The 22311-nt window shown below is 67.7% G+C and carries 23 protein-coding genes; 13 read left to right on the top strand and 10 right to left on the bottom strand.

Going from position 1 to position 22311, the window contains the following annotated elements; translation table 11 throughout:
* Positions 1–25 precede the first annotated feature (25 nt).
* From NI1_RS17180 to NI1_RS17170, 3 genes are all read right to left on the bottom strand, one after another.
* A complete protein-coding gene (locus NI1_RS17180) occupies positions 26–805 on the bottom strand; it encodes an ABC transporter permease (RefSeq protein ID WP_067821326.1) in 780 nt (259 codons plus the stop codon).
* Between the two features lie 2 nt (positions 806–807).
* Complete coding sequence (locus tag NI1_RS17175) at positions 808–1461, bottom strand: ABC transporter ATP-binding protein (protein WP_245663266.1); 654 nt, start codon at positions 1459–1461, stop codon at positions 808–810.
* Between the two features lie 109 nt (positions 1462–1570).
* Positions 1571–2128: a TetR/AcrR family transcriptional regulator gene (locus tag NI1_RS17170; RefSeq protein WP_067822468.1), complete on the bottom strand. Its 558-nt coding sequence runs from the start codon at positions 2126–2128 to the stop codon at positions 1571–1573.
* 73 nt (positions 2129–2201) lie between these two features.
* On the opposite strand from NI1_RS17170, the gene NI1_RS17165 reads away from it, so the two are divergent.
* Positions 2202–3422 carry an FAD-dependent monooxygenase gene (locus tag NI1_RS17165; RefSeq protein WP_067821320.1) on the top strand — a complete coding sequence of 407 codons (1221 nt, stop codon included), beginning with the start codon at positions 2202–2204 and terminating at the stop codon, positions 3420–3422.
* 123 nt (positions 3423–3545) lie between these two features.
* Positions 3546–3992, top strand: a complete 447-nt coding sequence (locus NI1_RS17160) for a nuclear transport factor 2 family protein (RefSeq protein ID WP_067821317.1) — start codon at positions 3546–3548, stop codon at positions 3990–3992.
* Here the strand turns inward: NI1_RS17160 and NI1_RS17155 are convergent.
* Positions 3953–4693: a hypothetical protein gene (locus NI1_RS17155; protein WP_067821314.1), complete on the bottom strand. Its 741-nt coding sequence runs from the start codon at positions 4691–4693 to the stop codon at positions 3953–3955. The genes NI1_RS17160 and NI1_RS17155 overlap by 40 nt on opposite strands.
* 11 nt (positions 4694–4704) lie before the next feature.
* A complete protein-coding gene (locus tag NI1_RS17150) occupies positions 4705–5268 on the bottom strand; it encodes a hypothetical protein (RefSeq protein ID WP_067821312.1) in 564 nt (187 codons plus the stop codon).
* A 428-nt stretch (positions 5269–5696) separates the two neighbouring features.
* Between NI1_RS17150 and NI1_RS17145 the strand changes: the two genes are divergently transcribed.
* The 3 genes from NI1_RS17145 to NI1_RS17135 all read left to right on the top strand — a co-directional run bounded on the left by NI1_RS17145 (position 5697) and on the right by NI1_RS17135 (position 9004).
* Complete coding sequence (locus NI1_RS17145; protein WP_067821309.1) at positions 5697–6932, top strand: helix-turn-helix domain-containing protein; 1236 nt, start codon at positions 5697–5699, stop codon at positions 6930–6932.
* A 145-nt stretch (positions 6933–7077) separates the two neighbouring features.
* Positions 7078–8595, top strand: a complete 1518-nt coding sequence (gene adh / locus NI1_RS17140) for an aldehyde dehydrogenase (protein WP_067821306.1) — start codon at positions 7078–7080, stop codon at positions 8593–8595.
* Between the two features lies 1 nt (position 8596).
* Positions 8597–9004 carry a DUF779 domain-containing protein gene (locus tag NI1_RS17135; protein ID WP_067821303.1) on the top strand — a complete coding sequence of 136 codons (408 nt, stop codon included), beginning with the start codon at positions 8597–8599 and terminating at the stop codon, positions 9002–9004.
* A 48-nt stretch (positions 9005–9052) separates the two neighbouring features.
* On the opposite strand, the gene NI1_RS17130 is transcribed toward NI1_RS17135, so the two are convergent.
* Positions 9053–9862, bottom strand: a complete 810-nt coding sequence (locus NI1_RS17130) for a class I SAM-dependent methyltransferase (RefSeq protein ID WP_067822465.1) — start codon at positions 9860–9862, stop codon at positions 9053–9055.
* A 58-nt stretch (positions 9863–9920) separates the two neighbouring features.
* A complete protein-coding gene (locus tag NI1_RS17125) occupies positions 9921–11504 on the bottom strand; it encodes a succinic semialdehyde dehydrogenase (protein WP_281179504.1) in 1584 nt (527 codons plus the stop codon).
* Between the two features lie 232 nt (positions 11505–11736).
* Between NI1_RS17125 and NI1_RS17120 the strand changes: the two genes are divergently transcribed.
* From NI1_RS17120 to NI1_RS17090, 7 genes are all read left to right on the top strand, one after another.
* Positions 11737–12201, top strand: a complete 465-nt coding sequence (locus tag NI1_RS17120) for a hypothetical protein (RefSeq protein ID WP_067821297.1) — start codon at positions 11737–11739, stop codon at positions 12199–12201.
* 158 nt (positions 12202–12359) lie between these two features.
* Positions 12360–14750 (top strand): sensor histidine kinase, encoded by a 2391-nt coding sequence (locus NI1_RS17115; RefSeq protein ID WP_067821294.1) that lies wholly within the window; start codon positions 12360–12362, stop codon positions 14748–14750.
* Positions 14747–15151 (top strand): roadblock/LC7 domain-containing protein, encoded by a 405-nt coding sequence (locus tag NI1_RS17110; protein WP_067821291.1) that lies wholly within the window; start codon positions 14747–14749, stop codon positions 15149–15151. The genes NI1_RS17115 and NI1_RS17110 overlap by 4 nt, the downstream gene beginning before the upstream one ends.
* A gap of 134 nt (positions 15152–15285) precedes the next feature.
* Entirely contained in the window at positions 15286–17790 is a 2505-nt protein-coding gene (locus NI1_RS17105; RefSeq protein WP_067821288.1) for a sensor histidine kinase, read from the top strand.
* A complete protein-coding gene (locus tag NI1_RS17100; protein WP_067821287.1) occupies positions 17768–18193 on the top strand; it encodes a roadblock/LC7 domain-containing protein in 426 nt (141 codons plus the stop codon). The genes NI1_RS17105 and NI1_RS17100 overlap by 23 nt, the downstream gene beginning before the upstream one ends.
* Positions 18193–18570, top strand: coding sequence for a DUF742 domain-containing protein (locus NI1_RS17095; protein WP_067821284.1), 378 nt, complete (start codon positions 18193–18195; stop codon positions 18568–18570). Before NI1_RS17100 ends, NI1_RS17095 begins: the two co-directional genes overlap by 1 nt.
* Positions 18551–19141, top strand: a complete 591-nt coding sequence (locus NI1_RS17090) for a GTP-binding protein (protein ID WP_067821281.1) — start codon at positions 18551–18553, stop codon at positions 19139–19141. The genes NI1_RS17095 and NI1_RS17090 overlap by 20 nt, the downstream gene beginning before the upstream one ends.
* Positions 19142–19210: 69 nt before the next feature.
* On the opposite strand, the gene NI1_RS17085 is transcribed toward NI1_RS17090, so the two are convergent.
* Positions 19211–19996 carry a helix-turn-helix transcriptional regulator gene (locus tag NI1_RS17085; RefSeq protein WP_174564502.1) on the bottom strand — a complete coding sequence of 262 codons (786 nt, stop codon included), beginning with the start codon at positions 19994–19996 and terminating at the stop codon, positions 19211–19213.
* A gap of 55 nt (positions 19997–20051) precedes the next feature.
* Here NI1_RS17085 and NI1_RS17080 point away from each other — a divergent pair, with 55 nt between their 5' ends.
* The gene (locus NI1_RS17080) at positions 20052–21047 is read left to right on the top strand and encodes a zinc-binding dehydrogenase (RefSeq protein WP_067821276.1); all 996 of its coding nucleotides are present in this window, start codon (positions 20052–20054) and stop codon (positions 21045–21047) included.
* Here the strand turns inward: NI1_RS17080 and NI1_RS17075 are convergent.
* Positions 21044–21415 (bottom strand): DUF427 domain-containing protein, encoded by a 372-nt coding sequence (locus NI1_RS17075; RefSeq protein WP_067821274.1) that lies wholly within the window; start codon positions 21413–21415, stop codon positions 21044–21046. The two genes, NI1_RS17080 and NI1_RS17075, sit on opposite strands and share 4 nt — an antisense overlap.
* A gap of 11 nt (positions 21416–21426) precedes the next feature.
* Positions 21427–22227, bottom strand: coding sequence for an SDR family NAD(P)-dependent oxidoreductase (locus NI1_RS17070; protein ID WP_067821271.1), 801 nt, complete (start codon positions 22225–22227; stop codon positions 21427–21429).
* Positions 22228–22311 lie beyond the last annotated feature (84 nt).

The raw sequence follows: 22311 nt of genomic DNA, 5'->3' as shown, positions 1-22311 counted from the left end.
TTCGATCTCTCGGCAATCCGGCCGGCTATTCGCCAGGCAACTCGACGAGCCGCTGCGCATCGTCGAACAGGGTCCGTTCGGCCGCCCGCGTCGCCGCCAGTGCGGCCAGCGAGGTAGCGGCCAGCAACATGTACATCACCACGATCTGATAGCGGATCGCCGTCAACGGATCCACGCCCGCAAGGATCAACCCCGTCATCGCCCCCGGCAGGCTGATCAACCCCACCACCTTGGTGCCGTCGATCGCGGGCAGCAGTGCGGTCCGCAACGCCGACCTGCGATGCGGCAGAAACGCTTCCCGCCCCGACAACCCCAACGCCAGTCGCGCCTCCACTATTTCTCTTGCCCCGCGCGCATCCTCCCCCAACCGCCGCAATGCGATCCCCGTCGCCTGCATGGCCGACGACACGATCATCCCGCCCACCGGCACCACCACCCGGGCCTGCGTGGAGACGATCCCCAACCCGATCAACGCTCCCAACGTGATCGACGCCCCGACCGCCACTCCCACGGTCGCCGACCACCGCGCCCGCGGCAATCCCGCACCCCGCCGCCCGGCCACCTGGCCCGCGATCACCACCATCATGACCACCCACCCCAGCGCTCCGGGCAACCCCGTATGCCGAAAGAGAATCAGCAGCACCGCCCCCACCGCCACCAACTGGATCCCGGCCCGCAAGGCCGCCACCACCAGTTCCCGCGTCAACAGCAACCGCTGCCGGTAGGCGATCCCGGCCGCCAACCCCGCCAGTACCAAGGAAGCTGCCACGCCGGTCCAATCCGGCACCGCCGCACTCTGATTCATCGTTACCCGCCGTCCGCCGGGTGCTGGGCGTCGCGCACCAGCCGATGATCCGCCAGCGTCCACACCTCATCGGCCACCTCCGCCACGAAGGCGGGATCGTGGCTCACCAGCACTACCCCGCCGCCCGCGCGGGCGTGGGCGCGCACGAGGTCAGCCACGGCTACCGCGGCGGCGGTGTCGAGCGCCGAGGTCGGCTCGTCGAGCAGCAGCATCCGCGGCTCGACCGCGAGCGCCCGCGCCAGGCAAACCCGTTGTGCCTCACCACCGGAAAGCTCCGCGCAACGCCGGTCGCGGAAGCCGGTGCCGAGCCCGACCCGTTCGAGCAGGGCGCCGATCCGGTTGTCGGAGAGAGCTCGCCCGACGCGCAATTCGTCGGCCACCACCTCGGTGAGCAGAATGGGCCGCTGCGGCACCAAGGCCACCCGTCGGCGCAGGTCGAGGACGTCGAGTTCGCGAATCGGCCTACCGTCGAAGAGAATGCGCCCCGCGCTGGGCTCCTCGAAACGGTTGAGCAGTCGCAGCAGCGTCGTCTTCCCGGCCCCGCTGGCCCCGACCACGGCCACGCATCGACCGCCGGGAAAGATCGCATTCGCATCCGTGAGCAGTGGTCGTGCGCCGCGATCGACGCGCACCTGCTCCAAGACGATGCCGGTCACCGCCCCACCTTCCCGCATTCGCGGGCTTTCCGCACCGGATGCGGCCGCCGTACCGGGCGTCGCCGTACCGGTCGGCCGGCTCGTCGCCGCGATCCTGCCGTCGCAGCGCTCATCCCCGAGCAGCGATCGTGCGTAATCCAGCGACGAGATCCCTTCCGGTAGGCGCGGTTTCGGGGTCGATCAGGTACTGTGCCGCTACACCGATGAGCAGTGCTTGATACAGCGCGCCGACCGTGCGCCCGGCGTCCTCGCCGGATTCGGCGGGGGCATCGAACAACTGGGCCAGACCGGATCGCGCTTCGGAGGTGTTGGCGGCCAACTGCGCCCGGGTCTCGGGGTGGGCGAGCGCGTCGAAGGTGGCCGCCCACAGTCCGCGGTGGGCGCCGATGGAGGCCCGCACCGCATCCCAGCGCTGCGCCAGCCGATCCAGCGCCGCCCCGTTTTCCGAGTTCACGTCCTGAAGCGTGCCCGCCAGCTCGTCACCCCACTCGCGCGTCGCCTCGGCGAGCGCGGCCACCAGCAGCGTCTCCTTGTTCCCGAAGTGATAGCCGATGGCCGCCATGCTCACCCCGGACGCGGTGGCGATATCCCGCACGGTGGTGCGCGCGTACCCCTTCTCGAACAAGCACTGCCGAGCGCCGGCGAGCAGATCCTCACGGTTTCCCATGCCCACCATGGTAGCGCAAATGCCTAAGACAAATGTCTTGCGCAATTGCCCAACTCGGTTCTATGGTTGTGACATGCCGAAATTGCAGAACCGCAACGTCCTCATCTCCGGTGCCAGCATCGCGGGCCCCGCCCTCGCCTTCTGGCTGAAGCGCTACGGCTTCGAGCCGACCGTCGTCGAGAAGTCCCCCGCGCTGCGCGAAGGCGGGCAGGCCATCGATGTGCTCGGCACCGCCACCGAGGTGGTCCGGCGCATGGGCCTGCTGGAGCGGGTGCACGAGATGAGCACGGGCAAGCGCGGCACCTCGTATGTGGGCGCCGACGGCAAGCCCCGCGCCAGCATCAGCAGCGAGAACTTCAACGGCGTGGGCGCGGATGGCGACACCGAGATCCAGCGCGGCGACCTGGCCCAGGTGCTCTACGACGCCACCCGCGAGGACGTCGAATACCTTTTCGGCGACTCGATTTCGGCGCTGCGCGAGGATGAGCAGGGCGTGCACGTCACCTTCGAACACGCCGCACCCCGCACCTTCGATCTGGTGATCGGTGCGGACGGCGTCCATTCCCACACCCGCGAACTGGTTTTCGGCCCGGAGTCCGAATTCGCCGAGCACATGGGCTACTACATCGCCATCTATACGACCCCGAACCTGCTGAACCTGGATCACTGGGAGCTGGACTACAGCACCCCCGGAACCATCGCCGGCAGCTACAGCGCTCGCCACAACACCGAGTCCAAAGCGATTTTCGCGTGGGCCTCCGACAAACTCGACTACGACTACCGCGATACGGACCAGCAGCGCCGGATCCTCACCGACCGGTTCACCGGGCAGGGCTGGGAGGTCCCGCGCCTGCTGGCGGAGCTGCCGAGCGCGAAGGACTTCTACTTCGACGCCATGACCCAGATCAAGATGGACAGCTGGTCACGAGGCCGCGTCGCACTGGTCGGCGACGCCGGGTACTGCGCCTCACCGCTGTCGGGTCAGGGTGCGGACCTCTCGCTTGTCGGCGCCTACGTGCTGGCGGGCGAATTGGCCGCGGCGGCAGGCGATCACACGGTCGCCTTCGGCGAGTACAACGAGAAGATGCGCCCGATGGTCGATGCCTGCCTGCAGTTCGCCGAGGGCGTCGGCGGCTGGTACGCGCCCGCCAGCAAGGCCATGATCCGCTTCCGCGATCTCAATGTGCGCCTGCTCCCGTACCTGCCGTGGCGTGGCCTGATCGGCGGCGCACCGCAGAAGGTCGCCCGCACCATCGCGGCCGAGGACTACTCGTTCGCCACGGCCCGGCAATAGCTGACGACCGGTCTCATCGAGATCTATTGCACGCCCGTATCTTTCGGAAACCACAAGATCAGCCGCGGGACCCCGTACGCTTGCGCTCCGACCCAGCACACGTTTTCGCACCACGGAGGCATCATGCTGTCCTTGCAGGAGATCTCGGACCGTTTCGAAATCGAGGACCTCATGGTCCGCTACTCGCACGCGGTCGACACCCACCAGTGGGACCTGTTGGACGAGATCTTCACCCCGGACGCGCACATCGACTACACCGCGATGGGCGGGCCCGCCGGGGATCTGGAATCCACCAAGAAGTTCCTGGCCGGGGTGATGCCGCACTTCTCGGCCTTCCAGCACCTGCTCGCCAATTCGTCCATTCGGGTGGACGGCGATCACGCCACCGCCCGCACCATGTGCCACAACCCGATGCTCGTGGCCGGTCCCGACGGTCACACGCAGCTCATGCTGTGCGGACTGTGGTACCACGACACCTTCGTGCGGCTGGGCGGACGGTGGCGCATCCAGCAGCGGGTGGAGGAGAAGAGCTACATGTTCGTCGCCGCACCCGCGGTTTCCAGCAGCTGATCGAAGAGCTGCCGGTATCCGCGCAGCGCCTGCCGCAGTTCCTCGGTGTCGTCCCGTTCGGAACGCGCCCACTTGTTCTCGAGGGCCTGCCGGCGCTGCGCATAGGTTTCGGTCAACTGCTGAATCGTGCCCTCGACCAGGCCGTTCGCCCGGGTCACCGCATCGCGCGGATCATCGACGAACATGGTCTGCACCTCGCGCCACTGATCCCGCAACCGGCCCAGATCGGCCTCCGCGAGCACCCGCTCGCCGCCGTTGCCGCCGTGCCGGCCGTCCGCCGCGCGCGGATTCGATTGCGCGGCCGGAATATCGGGTCGCCCGCTGCCGTGTCCGGGCTGCGCGCCCCGCGGATCGGACTGCGCGCCAGCGTGTCCGGGCTGCCCGGCGTGCGGATCGGATTGCGCGGCACCGTAGCCCGCGCCGGGCGGTACCGATTCGTTTTCGTGGCGGGCGACTCCGGGACCACGCTCCATACGTTGCGTCATCTGCGGATCGTCCTGCGCGCCCGCCGGCCCCGGCGGCATCTCGTAACCGCCTGCCGGGCGCTGTCCGGCGTCGTGAGCGCCCTGTGGGCCGTCGTGGCCGGGCCGCAGCACCTGCCGGTCGGGGGCGTCGTCCCCGCGCATCCGTTCGGTCTCGGCCGGCTGCGCCTGTCCCGCATCGGGTTCGGGCTGATTCCGTCGTTCTCTACTGATCTTCATGATTCCGTCCTCTACTTCCGATGTGCGGGCTGTCCGGCGTCGTGTCCGTCCAGCAGGTCCACGAAGAGCGCCCGGTAGGAGACGATCGCCGCCCGCATGTCCTCGGTCGACACCTCCCCGCGTCCGGCCCGCCCGGCGATTTCGTGCGCGCTGCGGTACTGCTCGAGCGGCTGCGCGTGCGTCACCGACAGATCCGCCACCTGCTGGTCGTAGCTCTCCGTCGGATACCCGCGTTCGCCCATGACCTGCGTCAGCAGTCGATCCGCGGCCCCGAGCGCGCCCGCCGGGTCGTCGATGAACTGCTCCTGCACCTGCGCGAATTGCATTCCGTAGCGCCGCTTCTCGCCCTCCGAGAGTTCCCGCAGCTCCAACTGCTCGTGCCGCTTCTCCCGTTCGGTGAGTTCGCGCTCCGCCACCTTCCGGTTCGGGGCCTGCGCCACCGTCCGGTCGTACTCCGGTCCGAAGCGTTCACGCAGCTTCCGGCTGCGCATGCGCGGCAGCAGCGCGAGCGCGACCACCGCCAAAACCGCGATGATCACCACGATGACGATGACCGTCCACAATGCGCCCGACATCCGATCCTCCTAGCCGAGTTCGTCGTTCTGCCGACGCAATGCCTCGGATGAAGATCGTCAAACGTGCCGGAACCGTCCGGTATTCACCACGCAGTAGCGGAATGAGCCGCGCGAACCGCTCCATACTGTGTTCGAGGACGGTGAAATAGTTGACGCCGAAACGGTCCGCTCGAGATGCCGCACCCGCTCCCCCGCCGGCGGGAACGGGATTCCGGCGGAATCGAATTCGGCCTCCACATACCCCGCGCCCAGCCCGATCTACCAGCCTGATTCGCCGCCCGCGGGCTGCGCGGACGCACACTCGGCGAACACTGCGAAGCGACCGCGAACGAATTGACGTACGGAGTGCGCGGATTGGGCTGCGCGCGGTGGGGGCACGCGCCATCATGGGGTATCGCAAGTCCGGCTGCCCGCGAGGAGTTCGCGCGATGACACAGGTGCCCGCCCGCTCCGAGCATCGTGCCGAGCTGGAGAAGGCGTGGGCGCGCTGGGCCACCGGTATGGGTAGGGCGACCGGGCGGCCCCGTCAGCTCGATGCGGTCCCGACGCTGCGTCACGAAGTGGTCGAGTCCTGGGAGCGTTCGCTGCGTACGGTCGATCCCGCGCGCGCGGTCGCCCCGGGCACCGACCGGGACGAATTGGGTTCGCGCTGGGCCGAATCCCCGCTGCGCACGCCGGTCACCGAACTCGCGGGCGAGCTACGCGCCATCACCGAGGACGCGGGGATGATCGCGGTGGTCACCGATGAGGTCGGCACCGTGCTCTTCAGCTGTGGCGACCGGTCGGTGCGCAGACGTGCCGAGACGGTCAACCTGGCGCCCGGCGGCTGCTGGGACGAACCGTACATGGGCACCACCGGGGTCTCCATGTCCCTGCATACCGGTCGCCCCACATCGGTCTGGGGCGCAGAGCATTTGGTGGAAGCCCTGCACGGCTGGGTCTGCTACTGCGCGCCGATCCGCGCCGCCGACGGCCGGCAATTGGGTGTCCTGGACCTGTCGACGTATTGGGACCGTTCCCATCCGCTCATGCTGACCACCGTCCGAGCGCTGGTCACCGCGATCGAATCCCGAGTGCACGTCGAGCAGTCCCGTCCCGCGCCGCGGACCCGCCTGGAGTGCCTGGGGCGCCCATACCTGTACAAGGCGGGCAAGCCGGTCGCCATGCGCCCACGGCAGCTCGAGATCCTCACGCTGCTGGCCCTGGAACCGGAGGGCTTCACCGCCGAACGCTTGCGCGAGGCCGTATATGGCGACCGGGCTGTATCTTCCAGCACCTTGAAGGCCGATGTGTCCCGGCTGCGCCAGGCCACCGACGGTCAGATCGCCGACCGCCGCTACATGCTCACCGAACCCATCGGCTGCGATGCCCTGGAATTGCTGGCCGCTTTGGAAGCCGGTGATCTGACCACCGCCGTGCGCCTGTATCGCGGTCCGCTGCTACCGGATTCGGATATCCCGGGCATCGTGCAGTGGCGCGAGCATCTCGATGTCTGCCTGCGCACCGCCGTGCTGGCCGACCGCAATCCCGAGCACGCCTTGCGCTTCGGTCAGCGCTGCCCCGACGATATCGAGATCCACGAGCACGCCATGTTCCTGCTGCTGCCCGGCGACAGCCGCCGGGCGTTGGCTGCCGCGCGTTTGCACACCGCCACACGTTCCTGAGCCACAACACATTTCGGGCGCCAACCAGGCGCCAACCAGGTTGCAGTGACTTGCCAACTTTTCACCAACCTGGCGGCAACCTCGCGCCAACCTCACGGGTTCATAGTGACCCCCGTCACCACAGGATGGGATCAGGAGCCGCGCCATGATCTATGCCAAACCAGGCAGCGACGGCAGTATCGTCGCGTTCGCCCGCCGCTACGACAACTTCATCGGCGGCGACTGGAAAGCCCCGATAGAGGGCCGCTACTTCGACAATCCCTCGCCCATCGACGGCGAAACCTTCTGTGAGGTAGCACGTTCCAGCGCCGCGGACATAGATATGGCGTTGGAGGCGGCGCACCGGGCGGCGGAGACCTGGGGTGTCACGTCGGTGACCGAGCGTGCCAATATTCTCAACAAGATCGCCGACCGGATCGAGGAGAACCTGGAGAAGCTCGCGGTCGCCGAAACCTGGGAGAACGGCAAACCCGTCCGCGAGACCCTCGCCGCGGACCTGCCCTTGGCGGTCGACCACTTCCGGTATTTCGCGGGAGCCATTCGGGCACAAGAAGGTTCGCTCGCGGAAATCGACGCGGACACCATCGCCTACCACTTCCACGAACCGCTCGGCGTGGTCGGGCAGATCATTCCGTGGAATTTCCCGATCCTGATGGCGGCCTGGAAGCTGGCGCCCGCCTTGGCCGCCGGCAACTGCGTCGTGCTCAAGCCCGCTGAACAGACTCCGGCTTCGCTGCTGCTGGTCATCGAGCTCATCGCCGACCTGCTGCCGCCCGGAGTGCTGAACGTGGTCAACGGTTTCGGCGTCGAAGCGGGCAAACCTTTGGCGTCCAGCCCGCGCGTGGCCAAGGTCGCCTTCACCGGTGAGACCACCACCGGGCGGCTGATCATGCAGTACGCGAGCGAGAACATCATCCCGGTGACGCTGGAACTGGGCGGCAAGTCGCCCAATATCTTCTTCCCCGATGTCGCGGCGGCCGACGACGACTTCCTGGACAAGGCGGTCGAAGGGTTCGTCATGTTCGCCCTGAACCAGGGCGAGGTGTGCACGTGTCCCTCACGCGCCCTGATCCATTCGTCCATCTACGACGAGTTCATGGCCCGCTGTATCGAGCGCACCAAGGCGATCAAGGGCGGCAATCCCCTCGACGATTCGACCATGATCGGCGCGCAGGCCAGCAACGATCAATACGAAAAGATCTTGTCCTACATCGATATCGGCCGCAAAGAGGGCGCGAAGGTGCTCACCGGCGGTGAGATGCGCAAGGTCGAGGGCTTCCCCAACGGGTTCTACGTCGAACCGACGATCTTCGAGGGCCGCAACGATATGCGGATCTTCCAGGAGGAGATCTTCGGTCCCGTCGTAGCGGTCACCACGTTCGACAGTGAGGCCGAGGCCGTCACCATCGCCAACGACACCCTCTACGGCCTGGGCGCCGGCGTCTGGTCCCGTGACGGCGGCACCGCCTACCGCGTCGGACGCGCCATCAAAGCCGGTCGCGTCTGGACCAATTGCTTCCACGCCTACCCCGCCCACGCGGCCTTCGGCGGCTACAAGAAGTCCGGCATCGGCCGCGAAACCCACAAGATGATGCTCGACCACTACCAGCAGACCAAAAACCTCCTGGTCTCCTACTCCCCCAAGAAGCTGGGGTTCTTCTGATATGAAAACGGGTTCCGTGTCCAGGGTGAGCATCACCGAGGCAGCCGCCGAGGTGCTGCAAGGGCTCATCGCCCACCACGGCCCGGTGATGTTCCACCAATCCGGCGGCTGCTGTGACGGCAGCTCCCCGATGTGCTACCCGCTGGGCGAGTTCCGCATAGGCGCAGCCGACGTCCTCCTGGGCCGCGTCTTCCCCGACACCTCCTTCTGGATAAGCGCCGACCAATACGAATACTGGCGCCACACCCACCTCACCGTCGACGTAGTCCCTGGCCGAGGCGGCGGCTTCTCCCTCGAAGCCCCCGAAGGCGTCCGATTCATCATCCGCTCGAGACTCTTCACCGATGCCGAAACGGCGGCGTTGGAAGCGGCTCCCGCCCCGCCCCGAGGCATCGACTTGACCGGATGAGAAGCGGTGGCGCGGCCGGTTTCTCCGGGCCGGCCGCACCACCGTGGCCTAAGCGCGTCCCGTGCCGAGCCAGGCGGTGGTGGTCAGTTCTTCGCCCGGTGTGTAGTGGGCCGACAGGTGGTCGATCATGGTCTGTTCCTGGGCTTTCCAGGTGGCCGGGTCGGTTTTGCTGCGCATCAGGTGGATGGGGGCGCTGCCTCGGGTGAGTTTGTCCCACATTTGCTGGGCTGAGACGTAGGCGAAGGATTCGGTGTGGGGGCGGACGGTTACGTCGGTGAAACCGGCTGTGCGGAGTTCGTTTTCGAAGACTTCGGGGTTTTCGAGGTTTGCGGGGTTGGGTTGGGGCATGGAGAAATTGGGGTTGCCGGCCTGGACTGCTTCGTAGAGGCGGGTCATGAGGGTGGAGTCGGCTATGGGGGCCCAGCTGGAGACTACGGCGGTGCCGCCGGGGCGGAGGATGCGGCGGAGTTCGGCGAAGCCGCGGGGGCGGTCGGGGAAGAACATGAGGCCGAAGATGGAGAAGGCGGCGTCGAAGTGGGATGAGGGGTAGCGGAGGGCTTGGCCGTCGCCTACTCCGGTGAGGAGGTTGGTGGTGGCCGAGCGCATGACGGCGTGGCGGAGGCGGCGGATCATGGCTTCGGAGAAGTCGACTGCTACTACCTCTTTCACCATGGGGGCGGCGAGGAGGGCGAGGGTGCCGGGGCCGGTGGCGATGTCGATGATGCGGGCGGAACGGGTCGGGGCGGCCAGGCGTAGGGCCTCGACGGCGAAGGGGCGCATCAGGTCGGTCATCACCTCGTCGTAGCCGTCGGCGATGTCGTCCCAGGGTGCGGGGGCGGCGAGGGGGTTGTCCGGCATCGGCATTCCTTTCGACCGCCCCAGCCTACGCAGGGGCGGGGCGGTCGAAAGGGATGGCCTAGCGGCCCGGGAGGAAGCGGATCGCGCGGGCGATGCTCATCAGGAAAGGCTGCCACTTGTCTTGCGAAACCAGCGGGGGCGCATCGAGATTGAGGAAGCGGGTGACCACGACGGTCTGGGGTTCGGTGAATTTGAGGAGGCCGTCGGGGCCGTGGCGGCGGCCCACGCCGGAGATGCCCATGCCGCCCATCGGAGCGCCGGTGGTGCCCCAGGCGGGAGCGTATCCCTCGTCGACGCAGACGGTTCCGGCGTGCAGGCGTTCGGCGATGCGCTCGCCCGCGGCCTTGCTCTCGGCCCAGACGCTGGCGTTCAGACCGTAGGCGGTGTCGTTGGCGCGGGCGATGGCCTCTTCGACGTCGTCGACCGGGTAGATGGAGACCAGCGGGCCGAAGGTCTCGTTGCGGCCGCACTCCATTTCGTCGGTGACGTCGGCGAGCACGGTCGGCTCGTAGAACAGCGGGCCGAGATCGGGCCGGGCGTTGCCGCCCGCGAGGACCTTCGCACCCTTGGAGACCGCGTCGGCGACATGCTTGGTGACCGTCTCGAGCTGCGCGTTGGAGATCAGGCTGCCGATATCGGTCGAATAGTCGTAGGCCACACCGAGTTTCGTGGCCTTGACCGCCGCCACGAACTTCTCGGTGAATTCGGCGGCCACCGACTTCTCCACGTACAGCCGCTCGATCGAGATGCACAGCTGCCCGGCATTCGAGAAGCACGCCCGCACCGCGGCTTTGGCGGCCTTGTCCAGCTTCGCGCCCTTGGTGACGATCATCGGATTCTTGCCGCCCAGCTCGGCGGAGAACCCGATCAGCCGCGCACCGCACTGCTGGGCGAGGGTGCGCCCGGTCTCCGAGGAGCCGGTGAACATGAGGTAGTCGCAGGTGTCGACGATGGCGGTGCCGACCACGGTGCCCGGCCCGGTCACCACCGCGAACAGATCCCGCGGCAGTCCGGCGCGCGCCAGCAGTTCGGCATTGGCCAGCGACGAATACGGGGTCTGGCTGTCCGGCTTCACCACGACCGCATTGCCCGCGAGCAGCGCCGGAATCGAATCACCGACCGAGAGCAGCATCGGATAGTTCCACGGCGCGATCACCCCGACCACGCCCTTGGGCACATGCCGCACGGCTGCCCGGTTCAGCACCGGGAACGCCCCCGCCACGCTGTGCGAGGCCAGCAACTCCGGAGCGACACGTGTGAAGTACCGGGCCGCGAACATCAGCCCCATGATCTCTTCCTGCGCCGCCCACCGCGCCTTGCCGGTCTCGGCCTGGACGATGTCCATCAGGAATTCGCGGTTCTCCACTACCAGCGCCCGATACCGATCGAGCACCTCGGCGCGCTCCTTGGCCGACCGCGCGGCCCATTCGACCTGCGCCGCACGCGCTTTCGTCATGGCGTTGGCGACGTCCTCGGCGGTGCCGACCGGCACGGTGCCCAGCTTCTGCCCGGTGAACACCTCGGTGATCGCTCGGTTCTCGCGATCCTGGGTCGTATCCACCGCTGCGAACGTGCGCAGACGTTCGAACACCGCGGGTGCCGGGACGGGCATCGTCGCCTCCTGATTACAAGTTACTTGCAGGTACGGATAAATCTACCCCGGTGTGGACCCGGACGTCGCCGACTGCCCGACTCGGGCCGGTCGGATCGGGTTTCCGGCCGAAAATGTCGGTCCCGCACAGGTGGGCGACCCGACCGGTTTGCCCGGTTTCGAAATTGATCTGTAACCACCGGCCCGCCGGTAACGAAGAAACCCCCAGCAGTACCACCGAATAGCAACCATCGAGTTCATCGTTCGGAAGGGATTGTTATCCATGCACGGCTCCACGTATCGGGTCGCGGCACTCGCCGCGGCCGCAGCTCTGGCAACCGTTCCCCTCGCGGGCGCGGCCCAGGCCGAAGATCCGGCCCCGCTGTATTTCCGGGCCGGCACCTTCAGCTGCTCCATCGCCTCCGACGGCACCGTCGGCTGCGATCTCGGCTCCCCCGCTTGGCTGACGATGAGGGTCGGCCAGGTCGACATCCCGCTACCGTTCCAGGTGAACCAGGTCGTCATCGACGTGCCCTGGGCCCCGGGACATCCCGGTTTCACACCCGGGGCGTACACCATGGCGGGCGGGAATCCGAGCATCGATCAGGTGGCGACCGGAAGCGATACGTGGGGACCGTGGGTGGAGCACGCAGGGGCGAAGTGCGCCGTGGGCTTCCACGGCAGCTTCTCCTGCACCAGCAAGGGGCATTCGTTCGGCTGGTATGCCTCGGCCATGTCGGCCGGCTGAGAACCCGGAATCCCGCCCGTACCTGAGGGGTTGCGGGCGGGACTTCGTTTCTCCGCCGCTGTTGCCGCTTACCGAACCGCCGTTCCGAAGGTCAAATGCCGTCCTGCTCAAAAGGACTCGTCGCGCGCGTGCCGGTCGGTGATGGCTAGCTTCGAGCAATGCTCAGACCGCGGCTCGGTGTGCGGACACGAATTCTGGCCATCGCGCTCGTGCCGAGCCTGGCCCTGGTCGTCGTCGGAATCAGCGCTACCGGTGTGCTCGTCGATCACTCCAGTGCCGCCCGGACCTGGGCCGACGAACTGCGCGACGGGATCGGCCCGACCCGGGAGATGATCACCGCGGTCCAGCTGGAACGGCGGATCACGCTGTGGCGCAGCGCCGGTATGGACACCGATCTGCGCGAGCTGACCAAGGCGCGGGCGCGGGTCGACGACGCGCTGCGCGCGCTCGCCCCCGCACAGAACCGGCTCTCGGATCTGGGTCCGCAGTCGATGAAGGAGAGCAGCCAGGCGCTGGGCGGGCTGGGCCGGCAGCTGGCCACCATTCGCGCGGGCGTGGACGCGGGCACGCTGCCCATGATCGATGCCTACCAGTTCTACAGCGGCATGCCCGAATTGGTGCTCGCCGGGGTCCGGATCGCGGAGCAGACCGCACCCGATGCCGCGACCGCGGCCGAACTCACCGAAGCCGAACAGGTGCTGCGCAGCCTGGAGGCCGCGAGCCGGGTGACCGCGCTGGGCGCGACACTCGTCAACGGCGAGGAACTGCCACCCGCACTGGCCACCGAATACGTGCGGCTGGCCGGGTACTACCGGTTGCAGATCGAACAGACGGTCGCCGACAGCGACGCCGAGCAGGCCGCCACGGCCAAACAGCTGGTCAGCGGAGCGCCGTGGCTACAGCTGGGTGCGATGGAAGCCGCACTCGTACAGCGAACGCTGCCGCGTAACAACGGAACCAGGACCTCGGCGCTGCCCCTGACCGTGGCCGAATGGTCCGCCGCCGCGACCACCGTCGACCAGGGGCTGGCGGATCTGTGGCAGGCCCAGAACACCGAAGCACAAAGACTGGCCGCCGACGCCGCCTCCGACACCACCCGCAAATCGCTGCTGGCGGCGGCCGGAATGCTGGTGGTGGCGCTGGGTGCGATCGGCGTCGCACTGGTGCTGGCGAACCGGATCATCCGGCGATTGAAGCGATTGCGCGACCGCACCCTGGCCCTGGCCGATGAGCAACTCCCCGAGACCATGCGCCGCTTGGCCGCCGGCGAACCCGTCGAAGACGAGATCCAGGCCCCGGCGCTGGACTTCGGCGGCGACGAAATCGGCCAGGTGGCATCGGCTTTCGGTCACGCCCAGGCCGCCGCGGTCGCGGCTGCCGTCACCGAGGCGCGCACCCGCGAAGGGGTCCGTGCGGTCTTCCTCAATATCGCCCACCGCAGCCAGGTCGTGGTGCACCGCCAGCTGGAGTTGCTCGACGAAGCCGAATCCAGTCAAGAGGATCCGGCGCTGCTCGAAACCTTCTTCCGCCTCGACCATCTCGCTACCCGCGAACGCCGCAATGCCGAGAACCTGGTCATTCTCGCGGGTGGGCGTCCCGGCCGCCAATGGCGCAACCCGGTCCCGCTACTGGATGTGATTCGCAGCGCCGTCGGCGAGACGATCGAGTACACCCGAGTGCGAACCGGCCGGGTGCCGGCGGTTTTCGTGCTCGGTCCCGCGGTCGGCGACCTCATCCACCTGCTCGCCGAACTCATCGACAACGCCGCCTCCTTCTCCCCGCCTCAGTCCCGCGTCGAGATCACCGGCAATACCGTCGGCCGCGGCGTCGCGATCGAGATCACCGATCAGGGCATGGGCATTCCCGAATCCGACCTGGCGGCCATCAATACCCGTCTGGCCGACCCCGCCGACTTCGGTATCACCACGCTCTCGCACGATTCCCGTCTCGGCGTGTTCGTGGTCTCGCAATTGGCCGCGCGCCACGGCATCTCGATCCGCCTCGCCGAATCCGACTACGGCGGTATCCGCGCGGTCGTCCTCATCCCCGCTCCCTTCTTGGCCCAGGCCAGCGACCCGGAACCGGCGACCGGCCTTCCCGCTCTACGCCGCGCCGACCTGGATTCCACCGCGCCGCCCGATCCCGGCCGAGGACTGGCCGCCCTCCCGGAAGACCGATTCCCTTGGCTCGCAGCGGCAACCGGAGGCAGCGCCCGCGGCGGTGACCAGCCCGGCGTGACGTCGGCCTTCAGGCATAACGCCCCGCCGGACTGGACGCGACGCCCCGACGCCGCACCGGACCGCGACGAGCGCCGCGAATCCAAGCCCGCCCTGCCGCGTAGGCAGCGGCAGGCGAGTCTCGCGCCGGAGCTGGCGAATGATCCCGGCGCGGCCGATGCGGCGTCGCCGGAGCGCGGCCCGGCCCCCGAACGCAGCGCCGATCAGGCGCGAGATCTGTTCTCCGCCATCGAGAACGGGACGCGGCGGGGCAGGCAGAGCGATCCGGGTGCCGAGGGCGCGCCCGGCGGATGGACAGGAGGACTCGGGTGAACACCCACCATGCCGGTGATCTGGACTGGTTGCTGAACGATCTGGTGGAGAAGCTGGCGGGGGTGCGGCATGCCGTCGTGCACTCCACCGATGGGCTGCTGCTGGCGAATTCGTCGCGGATGACCCGCGAGGACGCCGAGCACTTCTCGGCCATGTCCTGCACTCTCTACGGGCTCTCGCGCAGCGCCGGGCAGCGGTTCGACGGCGGCCGGGTGCGGCAGGCGGTGGTCGAGCTGGATCGCGCGGTGCTGTTCGTGACCGCGGCGGGCGACAACGCCTGCCTGGCACTGCAAGCCGGTGCCGACGCCAACCTGGGCATGGTCGCCTACGAGATGAACATGACGGTGCAGCGCGTCGGCACGTTTCTCTCCACCGGGGCGCGGCGCGGCGAATTCGGCTGAGGCCCAGCGACTTCCGGGCTATCGCGAATTCGCGTGCATCATTCCGTTACATGCATGAGTCGACTTGTCAATCATGTTCCCGCTCAACGGGATCTCGTCATCGAGTGTTACATACGTACCGTTACGTTTTGGCGATGTTCAGAGCGAGACTCGGTGTCCGGACCCGTGTTCTCGCCATCGCACTCGTCCCGAGCCTCGCGCTGCTCGTGATCGGTGTGGGTGGTGCGGGATACCTGGTTGTCGAGGGCAGAAACGCGCGCGAATTCGCCGACGCGCTCAATGCCGCCACCCCGCTCACCAAGGAATTGGTGAGCGCGGTGCAGCAGGAGCGGCAGATCACGCTGTCACAGCTGGCCGGAGGCGACGCCAACCCGAAAGGCTTGGCCCAGGCGCGATTGCGGCTCGACAACGCGCTGCGCGCGATGGACAAGACCACCCCGGACATGGAGGAGCTCGGCCCCGACGGCGTCAAGGGCGACGTCGGTGGCTTCCAGACGCTGACCCGGGCGCTGGCGGGCGTGCGCACCCAGATCGACGGCAACGCACTCCAGATGACCGAGGCGTACAGCTTCTACGGCCACCTGCTCGACCTGGTCTCCATCGGCACCAAAGCCGTCACCGGCGCCGCCCCGAACCCCGAGACCGCCGTCGAGATCGGCGAGACCCTCCAGATCGTCTCCGCCTCCGAAATGCTCTCCCGCGGCGCCGCTCTGGCCGAAGTGCTGATCAACAACGGCGTGCTGCCGCCGGAGCTGGCCATCGAATTCGCCCGCCTGATCGGCGCGTACCGGGTCAACATCGAAGCCTTGGTCGCCGACGGGGACAACAAGCACTCCGAAGCCGCCAAGGCGGTGACCGGCAATCCGAACTGGACCAAGCTGGTCATGATGGAGAACTCGCTGCTGGCCCGCGCGATGGATCCCATCACCGCCGCCCCCGCCAAGGCCGGGACCACCCGCGAGCCGGCGCCGCTGACCTTCACCGACCAGGAGTGGCAGGAGGCCGTCACCTCGGTCAACAAGGCGCTGCTCGAATTCTGGGACGGCCAGAGCAAATACGCGCAGGGCCTGGCCGCCGACGCCGCCGACCGCAATGCCACCGATTCGGCGCTCGCCGGCGCCGGCATGCTCGCGGTCTCGGTCTCGGCGTTCCTGGTCGCGCTGGTGCTGGCGAACCGGATCATCCGGCGGCTCAAGCGGCTTCGCGACCAGACCATGCAGCTGGCCGACGAGAACCTGCCGCAGATGATGGCCAAGCTCAACGAGGGCAAGACCATCGACGCCGCGGCCGAGACCCCCGTGCTGGACTTCGGTATGGACGAGATCGGCCAGGTGGCGAAGGCGTTCACGCACGCGCACGCCGCCGCCGTCGCGGCCGCCGTCACCGAGGCCCGCACCCGCGAGGGCGTCAAGGCGGTCTTCCTCAATATCGCCCACCGCAGCCAGGTGGTCGTGCACCGCCAGCTCGAGGTGCTCGACGAGGCCGAGTCCAAGCAGGAGGATCCGGCGCTGCTGGAGATCTTCTTCCGCCTGGATCACCTCGCCACCCGCGAACGCCGCAATGCCGAGAACCTGATCATTCTCGCGGGCGGCCAGCCGGGTCGCCAGTGGCGCAATCCCGTTCAGCTGGTCGAGGTGGTGCGCTCGGGTGTCGGTGAGGCCCTGGACTACACGCGCGTGAAGATCGCCCGCCTGCCCGAGATCGCGGTCGCCGGATCCGCCGTCGCCGACGTCGTGCACCTGCTGGCCGAGCTGGTCGACAATGCCGCCCAGTTCTCGCCGCCGCAGTCGCAGGTCGAGGTGCGCGGCAATGTGGTCGGCAAGGGCGTGGCAATCGAGATCGTGGATCAGGGCATGGGCATGCCCGAGCCCGAGATGGCCCGGCTCAACGACATGCTGCGCAACCCACCGGATTTCGGCGTCAACACGCTGTCGGAGGATTCCCGCCTCGGCATGTTCGTGGTGGCCCGGCTGGCGCAGCGCAACGGAATCTCGGTGCGGCTCACCGAATCCGATTACGGCGGCGTACGGGCGATCGTGCTGGTGCCGAACACCCTGACCGTGGCCGCCGGGCGCACCGGTGAGATCCCGGTGGTGCCGCGGCGTCCCGAACCGGCCCCCGAATCACGCCAACTGGAGTCCGCGCGGTCGGTCATCGAAGCCCTGCCCCAGGTTCCGGCCGCACCAGAACTACCGGAGCGCCAGATGTCCTTCGAGACGCCGAGGCCGTTCGAGCCGTTCAAATCGTTCGAACCTTCGCGCACCTTCGAGCCCGAACAGTACGAGCCGCCGACCGACCCGAGGGGCGCTCGCTCGCAGCAGGTTTCGGCCCAGCAACCGGATATCGAGTTCCGCCCGCGCGAACGCGATCGCTCCCAGTACACTGGCTCCGACGTCCGGCCCGCGCTTCCGCGTAGGCGCCGGCAGGCAAGTCTCGCACCGGAATTGGCGCAGGATACGGCGGCGCCCGAGGCGCCTCCCGAATCCTCCCGCACGGCCGAGCAGGCCCGAGACCTCATGTCCGCCATCGAAAACGGAACCAGGCAGGGCCGCCGGGCCGATCCCGGTGCTTTCGGGCCTGAGTCAGGTTCCTACTCAGACCGACAGGAAGGCGACGGTGACCACCTCCAACGCTGGTGATCTCAACTGGCTACTCGACGATCTGGTGGATCGGCTCGCGGGTGTCCGTCACGCCGTGGTGCATTCCACCGACGGATTGCTGCTGGGCCGCTCCTCGGCCATGAGCCGGGAGGACGCCGAACACTTCGGCGCCATGTCCTCCACCCTCTACGGTCTGGCGCGCAGCGCGGGCACCCGGTTCGACGGCGGCGGCGTGCGCCAGGCGGTCATCGAACTCGACCGGGCGGTGCTGTTCGTGACCGCCGCCGGCAGTCACGCCTGCCTGGCTCTGCAAGCCACCGAGCAGGCCAATCTGGGCATGGTCGCCTACGAGATGAACCTGACCGTGCAGCGGGTCGGCACCTACCTGTCCACCACACCGCGCCAGAACCTGGCCGGACAAGGGAACCCTCGATTGTCATGATGCCGCGGCCGGGGGAACAACAGTGGTTCGATGACGCGGCCGGTCCGCTCGTGCGCCCCTACGCACGGACCGGTGGCCGAACCATGGGCGCGGGGCACGATCTGGACATGCTGACGGTGGTGGTGGTTCCCAACGCCGCCCCGCCGCTGCGGCGTGTCGAACCGGAGTACGCGGAGATCGTGCGGTTGTGCCGCCTGCCGCTGTCGGTGGCCGAGGTTTCGGCCGCCATCCGGCTCCCGCTGGCGGTGACCAAAATCTTGGTCGGGGACCTCATCTCGGACAATATCCTCAACTTCCGCGCGCCCGTCTCCCCGGAGGCGGCGCCCGGTGACCTCAACATTCTGCGAGCTGTACTCGATGGCATCCGAAAACTTTGACAATGCGCGCCCCCTGGCCGCCTCGGTGAAGATCCTCATCGCGGGCGGTTTCGGTGTCGGCAAAACGACCATGGTGTCGGCGATCAGTGAGATCACTCCGCTGCGCACCGAAGAACTCATCACCGAAATGTCCACCGGCGTGGACGATCTGCGCGGCGTGGAGGGTAAAACCACCACCACCGTCGCGCTGGATTTCGGTCGTATCACCATCGACCAGAACCTGGTCCTGTACCTCTTCGGTACGCCCGGCCAGGACCGCTTCTGGTTCCTCTGGGACGAATTGGCGCGTGGCGCGCTCGGCGCGGTGGTCCTCGCCGACACCCGCCGCCTCGAAGGATCGTTCGCCGCGATCGACTTCTTCGAACGCCGCGGCGTCGCCTTCACCGTGGCGGTCAACTGCTTCGACGGGGCGCCCATGTACACCCCGGTCGAGGTGCGCGACGCACTCGACCTGGACGAGCACATCCCGATCCTGCTCTGCGATGCGCGGGACCGCAGTTCGGCCAAGAACGTGCTGATGACGCTGGTGGAGTACCTCATCGAGCGGGCCGCCGGCGGCGCGCGCGTCTGAGCGACACCCAACTGCGCGGCGGCCGCGCGGTCACCCCTCGGGGCGATCGGGCGCCGCCGCGCAGCTGTTTCAGCCGGTTCGGTAGCGACCAGGCGTGGTGCCGATGACGGCGGTGAAGGCCGCGATGAAGCCGCTGGGGTTCGCCCATCCGCAGGCGTGCGCGACCCGGGTGGTGTCGTGGCCGTCCGCGAGCAGCACGAGCGCGTGATAGATGCGCAGCTGGGTGCGCCACTCGTAGAAGGTCATGCCGAGTTCGTCGTGGAGCAATCGGCTCAGGGTGCGGGTACTGGCTCCGATTCGCTGCCCGAGGTCCGCCAAAGGAGTGCTGTCGCCGGGGTTTTCGTACAGCAATCGCGCGAGGGCCTGTAATCGGTCGTCGCGCGGTTCCGGCAGTTGCAGTGGTTGTTCACGGGTCTCGCGGAGTTCATCGACGAGGACTCGGCGCAGGCGCGCCCGGGCGGCGCGGTCCGGATCGCTCGCGGCCTCGAGATTGCGTGGTCCCGTCAGCGTGAGCAGGATTTCGCGGGCGAGGCCGGAGGCCAGGAACACGACCGGCCGATCCGGCACCAGCCGCGCCAGCGAGGGCGGAAGGAACTCGATCCGCATATCGGTGTGACCGTGCGCCCGGTGATAGTGCCTGAACCCGGCCGGTGTCCAAGCGACACGATCGGCGGGCACGATCGAGGTACCGGATTCGGTGTGCACCGACAGCACGCCCCGGGCCGCGTACACCAGATGCCCGCGATCATGCGAATGCGCCGAACTCGTGCCCCCGGACAGCCACAGATGCATCCCACCCGACGGCCACAGCCGGGATGTCGGGCCGGCCTCATCAGGTTGGCGGCTATCGGGCATAAGTTGGCTTTCTATCGGTAGTCGGCCATATCGGTCCTCGACAACAGTAGATCCCATGCGCGAGAACCTGAATACGACGATGCGAGCAGCGGTCTGCACCCGGGCGGGCGGCCCGGAGGTACTGGAGGTCCGCGAGCTTCCGATCCCCGCGGTTCGTGCGGGCTGGAGCCTGGTGCGGGTACGCGCCGCAGGCTTGAACCGTTCGGAACTGCGGACCCGTCAAGGCCATTCGCCGTCCGTGCGTTTCCCCCGGGTGCTCGGCATCGAATGCGTGGGCACCATCGCGGTCTCGACCGACCCCGCCCTGCCCGAAGGCACCACCGTGGCGGCGGTCATGGGCGAGATGGGCCGCGAATTCGACGGCGGCTACGCCGAATACGCCTTGCTCCCGAACGCATTGCTGATGCCGATCACCACCGCCCTCCCGTGGGAGACCCTGGCGGCACTCCCCGAGACCTACCTGACCGCCCAGGGCGCGTTGGACGCCGCGGGCATCACCCCGGATGGCAAAGGACGGTTACTGATTCGCGGCGGTACTTCGTCCGTGGGCATAGCGGCCGCGACCATCGCCGCCGCTTACGGCTTCGACATCGCCGCCACGACTCGCCAGCCGGCCAAGGCCGGCACCCTATCCGCCGCGGGCGTCGCTCACGTCCTCGTTGACGACGGCCGGCCGTTATCAGTGCGCATGCAAGAGATCTGGCCCGACGGACCGGACTACATCCTGGATCTGATCGGCACCGACACCGTGCTGGACTCCCTGCACCTGGTCCGTCGCGGCGGAACCGTCTGCATGTCAGGCTCGCTCAGCGGCTGGCTGATCCCCCACTTCGAACCGATCGCCATGATCCCCTCCGGTACCAAACTCACCGCCTTCCACAGCGATAACTGCAAAGGCGACACAGCCGCTTTACAGCGAGTCGTCGACCAGGTCGAGACCGGTGCCTACCGCCCCAACCTCGACCGCGTCTTCGAATTGACCGATATCGCCGCCGCCCATCGATACATGGAGGACAACCGCGCCGCCGGCAAACTGATCATCGTTCCCTAGCCGTTGATTTCGTCGACCCGGTCGGCATAGAACGCGAGATGGCCGGCGATCCGGTCCGATGCCGGATGCGGCCGCTCATAAACCCACGCCACATCCTCGCGCCGCTCCCCGTCGACCGATACGCCGTAATACGACGCGTCCCCCTTGTACGGGCAGTAGCTGGTAGTCGAACTGGGCACGAGCAGCGACCGGTCGACGTCCTCGATCGGAATATATTGCACCGCAGGATAGTTTGACTCCCGCACCGTGACAGCACGCTTCGTATCGGCAATGGTGCGCCCGTTCACCCGAACCGTCACCCGACCGGGATTCGCCTCGAACACGAGCGGATGGTCAGATCCCGGTTGCAGCACAGGACGTTCAGTCATGATTACCTCTCCTAATTGACAGTGGGAGTGAATCCGCCGTCGATGCGCAGGTTGGCGCCATTGACGGAAGCACCGAACGGACTGGCGACGAACGCCACCAAGGCCGCGATCTCCTCGGGTTCGGTGAGCCGGTGAGAAGGACTGTTCAGCGGGCCTTCCAACAGTACGCGGGTGGCTGATTCGATATCCGGAAGCCCGTGCTGCTCAGCGAAATGCGCTGCCAGTTCCCGGAATCCATCGGTCCGCGTCGGCCCGGGGCTGATGGTGTTCGCGGTGACGCCGGTGCCCGCGAGCTCTTTGGCGAGGCTGACGGTGAGATTGGCCAGCGCCGCTTTGGCGGCACTGTAGGCGGCACGGTTGGGCAGCGGATTGGGATTGGCGGCGCTGCCGATCTGAATGATGCGGCCGTACCCGTTCGCCCGCATACCCGGGGAGAGCGCCCGGATCATCCGCACCGCCGACCCCACATTGCTGTCGTAGAGCGCGAGCCAATCCGCGGCCGTAGCCGCATCCCAGCCATCGGTGCCCAGACCGCCGGCATTGTTGACCAGGATGTCTATGCCGCCGAAAGCATCCCAGGCCCGCTCGGCGACCGCGGCGGCGGCCATATCGTCCGCGAGATCCCCGAGCGCGACAGCCGCTCTACCCCTTTCGGCGACAATGACTTCCGCCGTGTCCTTCGCCCGCTCGGCGTCGCGACCGTGCACCACGACCGCCGCCCCTTCTCGTGCCAGCCCGCAGGCAATGGCCCGCCCGATCCCGCTGGTACTACCTGTGACCAGGGCACGCTTGCCCCGCAATCGCATATCCATGGTGACGGACTCCTCTGTGCGAGTTAGCTTTTAGAGATAGCTTTGGCCAAAGCCATTGCCCAGAAGGTACGCTCTGTGTGTGTC

Source organism: Nocardia inohanensis NBRC 100128 (assembly GCF_001612945.1).
GTDB classification, from domain to species: Bacteria; Actinomycetota; Actinomycetes; order Mycobacteriales; family Mycobacteriaceae; genus Nocardia; species Nocardia inohanensis.
This window is presented reverse-complemented; position numbering and strand designations above follow the sequence as displayed.

Bases quoted from the DNA above. Each gene is read 5' to 3' on its own strand.
- NI1_RS17180 (WP_067821326.1), bottom strand. From the start codon at position 805: ATGAATCAGAGTGCGGCGGTGCCGGATTGGACCGGCGTGGCAGCTTCC.
- NI1_RS17170 (WP_067822468.1), bottom strand. From the start codon at position 2,128: ATGGGAAACCGTGAGGATCTGCTCGCCGGCGCTCGGCAGTGCTTGTTC.
- NI1_RS17165 (WP_067821320.1), top strand. From the start codon at position 2,202: ATGCCGAAATTGCAGAACCGCAACGTCCTCATCTCCGGTGCCAGCATC.
- NI1_RS17160 (WP_067821317.1), top strand. From the start codon at position 3,546: ATGCTGTCCTTGCAGGAGATCTCGGACCGTTTCGAAATCGAGGACCTC.
- NI1_RS17155 (WP_067821314.1), bottom strand. From the start codon at position 4,693: ATGAAGATCAGTAGAGAACGACGGAATCAGCCCGAACCCGATGCGGGA.
- NI1_RS17150 (WP_067821312.1), bottom strand. From the start codon at position 5,268: ATGTCGGGCGCATTGTGGACGGTCATCGTCATCGTGGTGATCATCGCG.
- NI1_RS17145 (WP_067821309.1), top strand. From the start codon at position 5,697: ATGACACAGGTGCCCGCCCGCTCCGAGCATCGTGCCGAGCTGGAGAAG.
- adh (WP_067821306.1), top strand. From the start codon at position 7,078: ATGATCTATGCCAAACCAGGCAGCGACGGCAGTATCGTCGCGTTCGCC.
- NI1_RS17135 (WP_067821303.1), top strand. From the start codon at position 8,597: ATGAAAACGGGTTCCGTGTCCAGGGTGAGCATCACCGAGGCAGCCGCC.
- NI1_RS17130 (WP_067822465.1), bottom strand. From the start codon at position 9,862: ATGCCGGACAACCCCCTCGCCGCCCCCGCACCCTGGGACGACATCGCC.
- NI1_RS17120 (WP_067821297.1), top strand. From the start codon at position 11,737: ATGCACGGCTCCACGTATCGGGTCGCGGCACTCGCCGCGGCCGCAGCT.
- NI1_RS17115 (WP_067821294.1), top strand. From the start codon at position 12,360: ATGCTCAGACCGCGGCTCGGTGTGCGGACACGAATTCTGGCCATCGCG.
- NI1_RS17105 (WP_067821288.1), top strand. From the start codon at position 15,286: ATGTTCAGAGCGAGACTCGGTGTCCGGACCCGTGTTCTCGCCATCGCA.
- NI1_RS17095 (WP_067821284.1), top strand. From the start codon at position 18,193: ATGCCGCGGCCGGGGGAACAACAGTGGTTCGATGACGCGGCCGGTCCG.
- NI1_RS17090 (WP_067821281.1), top strand. From the start codon at position 18,551: ATGGCATCCGAAAACTTTGACAATGCGCGCCCCCTGGCCGCCTCGGTG.
- NI1_RS17085 (WP_174564502.1), bottom strand. From the start codon at position 19,996: ATGCCCGATAGCCGCCAACCTGATGAGGCCGGCCCGACATCCCGGCTG.
- NI1_RS17080 (WP_067821276.1), top strand. From the start codon at position 20,052: ATGCGCGAGAACCTGAATACGACGATGCGAGCAGCGGTCTGCACCCGG.
- NI1_RS17075 (WP_067821274.1), bottom strand. From the start codon at position 21,415: ATGACTGAACGTCCTGTGCTGCAACCGGGATCTGACCATCCGCTCGTG.
- NI1_RS17070 (WP_067821271.1), bottom strand. From the start codon at position 22,227: ATGGATATGCGATTGCGGGGCAAGCGTGCCCTGGTCACAGGTAGTACC.